General features: G+C 70.2%; 1 protein-coding gene. It reads right to left on the bottom strand.

Annotated elements, in window-relative coordinates; genetic code table 11:
• Positions 1-3,592, bottom strand: a 3,592-nt coding sequence (locus ACFQSB_RS40025; RefSeq protein WP_380832563.1) for an acyltransferase domain-containing protein, incomplete at its 3' end; no start/stop codon positions are given.
• Positions 3,593-3,606: the final 14 nt, after the last annotated feature.

The raw sequence follows: 3,606 nt of genomic DNA, 5'->3' as shown, positions 1-3,606 counted from the left end.
CACCGGTACCACCAGTGACCAACGTCGTCCCATCGACCGGCCACACCACCTCGGCATCCTCACCGCCCACCTGGCCGGCTTCCCCAGACGACGAGATTCCACCCTCCGGGCCAGGCGATGCCAGGTGCGTCATCCGGGACACCCACAGCCGGCCCCCGCGCACCGCCACCTCCGGCTCACCACAAGCCAGCGCGGCACGCACACCACCCGCGAAGCCGTCCTCACCACCATCGACGGCGGCCGGCACGGCACTCGCCGATACCCCCTCAGGACCGAGGGCGACCTGCGCGTCTTCCAGCGAAACGTCGTCCGGGTCAAGGTCGATCAGGGTGATCCGGCCAGGTTCCTCCGCCTGAGCGGCCCGCACCAGACCCCACACCGCAGCCTGCGCCGGATCCGGAACCTCCCCATCGGCCACGGCCACCGCACCCCGAGTCACCACCACTGCCGGCCGCGCGTCCTCCTCGGCCAACCAGGACTGCAACTCACCCAGCACTTCACCGACGACCCGGCGCACCCGCACCGGAACCGGGACGTCACCGTCCACGGGTGCTCCACCAGCAACCCTTGGCGAAGACGCGACATGCAGCATCGCGACGTTCGGCATCCCGGCAGCGGTCTCCGCGGCACGCTCGTCCACCGCGTCCAGCGGCCGCCAAGTCACCTCATACAGCAAGCGGGCCGAGGCCGCGCCGCCCAACTGCTCAGGAGCCAGTGGTCGTGCGGTCAGCGTCTCCACCGAAGCCACCGGCCGACCGGCCGGATCGGTGAGGTCCAGCCGGGTGACCGCCTCGCCGTCCAGGCGGCGCAGCCGTACGCGAAGCGCGGTGGCGCCGGCGGCGTGCAGGGTGACGCCGTTCCAGTTGAACGGAATCAGCGGACCGGTCTCCCCGGCATCCTGACCGGCGTCCTGCACGGCCAGCATGCCCACGTGCATCGCCGCGTCCAGCAACGCGGGGTGAACGCCATACCCCGCCGGATCAGCGACGTCAACCGGCAGCGACACCTCGGCATAAAGGTCCCCACCACGCGTCCACGCCCGCGTCAGGCCATGGAAGGCGGGGCCGTAGCCGTAACCGTGATCGACCAGACGGTCGTACAAGCCGATGGTGTCCAGTGGCTCGGCGCCCGGCGGAGGCCAAGCCTGGCTCAACTCCGTAGGAGTGTCTTGAGCAGTGGCGGGGGTGGGGGTGAGGGTCCCGGTGGCGTGCCGAGTCCACTGCCCATGGTCGTCTTTGGAGTGGATGGCGATCTGGTGCCGGCCGTCTTCGTCGGGTGGGCTGAGGGTGATCTGCAGAGTGATGCCGTCGCTGGCGCTGTGATGGCCGGTGCCATTGGTGGTATTGGGAATCGGCAGGGCAGCGTGCAGGGTGAGCTCGTCGATGGTCGGGCAGCCGACCTGGTCTCCGGCGCGCAGGGCCAGTTCGACGAAGGCGGTGCCGGGCAGGATCGGGGTGGCATTGATGGCGTGATCGACCAGCCAGGGCTGGGTCGTGACCGATAACCGGCCGGTCAAGATGGCGCCACCGTCCGGCTGCTCCACCACCGCACCCAAAATCGGGTGATCAGCGGCACGCAGACCGAGCGCCGTCGGGTCACCGGCCGGAGCCGAATGCAGCCAGTAACGGCGATGCTGGAACGGATAGGTGGGCAGATCCAGATCGCCGACGCGGGCCCCGGCCGAACCGGCCGTTCCGGTTCCGGTGGTCCAGGCCGGCCAGGCGGTCCAGTCCACGGCCGTGCCACACGTCCACGCCTGGCCCAGCCCGGCCACCAATTGAGCGGTCTCGTCCCGGTCGCGGCGCAGCAACGCCACCACCGCGGGCTCACCGCCGTCGTAGCCGATCCCGCGCCCGCCATCACCACCGCGAACCTCGGCGTGATCGCCGTCCCCACCACCGGTCCCGCCGAGATGCTGGTCACCAGCGTTGTCATGATGAGCGAGGGTCTGTTCGATCATCGGGGCCAGCTGGGCGTCCGGGCCTGCCTCGATGTAACAGCCGACGCCCTGTCCGCGCAGGGTGGTGATGGTGTCGGCGAACCGGACCGGCCGCCGCACGTGCTCCACCCAGTACCCCGGCTCGGTGACCTCCTCGCCGACCAGCTCACCCGACAGGTTGGACACCAGCGGCAACTCCGGGCGACGCAGCGTCAACCCCGCCACCACCCGCTCGAACTCGGCCAGCATCGGCTCCATCAACGGCGAATGGAACGCATGCGACACCCGCAACCGCCGCGTCCGATACCCGTTCTTACGCGCCCACTCCACCACCTGCTCCACCTGATCGGCAGCACCGGAGACCACCACCGAACCCGGCGCGTTCACCGCCGCCACCGAGATCTCGCCACGCCCGGCCAGCACCGGGACGATCTCCTGCTCGCCGCAGCCGATCGCCGCCATCGCACCCCCGGACGGCAACCCCTGCATCAACCGGCCACGAGCAGCCACCAACCGGCACGCATCCGCCAAATCCAGAACACCGGCCACATGCGCCGCAGAAATCTCCCCCAGCGAATGCCCCGCCACAAAATCGGGCCGAACACCGAACGACTCCAGCAGCCGGTACAACGCCGTCTCCACCGCGAACAACCCGGCCTGAGCGAACACCGTCTGATCCAACACCCCACCAGCAGCAGAACCATTCGTCTGACTGATCTCGCTGGTCTGACCGACCTCGCTGGTCTGGCTGGTCTGGCCGAGGATGATCTCTCGCAGGCTCACACCACCGGCCAGGCCGCTCACCACCCCGGCACCGTCGGCGGCGGTGAGTTCGACCTCCAGCAACGCACACGCCTCGTCGAAAGCGCGGGCGAACACCGGGAAAGCCGCATACAACTCCCGGCCCATCCCGACCCGCTGAGCACCCTGACCGGAGAACACCACCGCCACCCGGCCCGACCGCACCCGACCCATCACCGCAGCCGACGACTCCACCACGCCGGCCACCACCCCACCGGTCGTCGGTTCGCCTGGGGCGAGGGTCCGCAGCGCGGCGAGCAGACCTTCTCGGTCGACCGCGGGTAGCACTGCCCGGTGCTCCAGGGCGGCCCGGAGTGTCAGGGCGGCGGCCACCTCGACCGGACCGGCCGATTCATGCCCGGCGACGAACTCCGCCAGCCGACCGGCTTGTGCGCGCAACGCCGCCTGGCTCTTGGCCGACACCACCACCGGCACCGGCACCATCGCAAGCGCCGGTACCACCACAGGCGCCGGTCGCAGCGGTGCCGGTGCGGTAGCGGCGGGGTCGCCCTGGGCCGCTGTAGCCGTGCCGCCGTCTCGCTCGCCTGAGGGCACCCCTGCAAGCGGCGCGTGCGGCGGCTCTTCGGCCGGGGGTTCTTCCAGGATGATGTGGGCGTTGGTGCCGGAGATGCCGAACGAGGACACCCCCGCCCGGCGCGGCCGATCCGCGTCCTTGGGCCAGGGCCGAGGCTGGGTCAGCAACTCCACCGCCCCGCCCGACCAGTCCACCTTCGATGAAGGGGCGTCCACGTGCAGCGTCTTGGGCAACAACCCGTGCCGCATGGCCAGGATCATCTTGATCACACCGGCCACCCCGGCCGCCGCCTGGGTATGCCCGAGATTGGACTTCACCGACCCCAGCCACA

This window comes from Sphaerisporangium rhizosphaerae, from assembly GCF_042665155.1.
GTDB classification, from domain to species: Bacteria; Actinomycetota; Actinomycetes; order Streptosporangiales; family Streptosporangiaceae; genus Sphaerisporangium; species Sphaerisporangium rhizosphaerae.
This window is presented reverse-complemented; position numbering and strand designations above follow the sequence as displayed.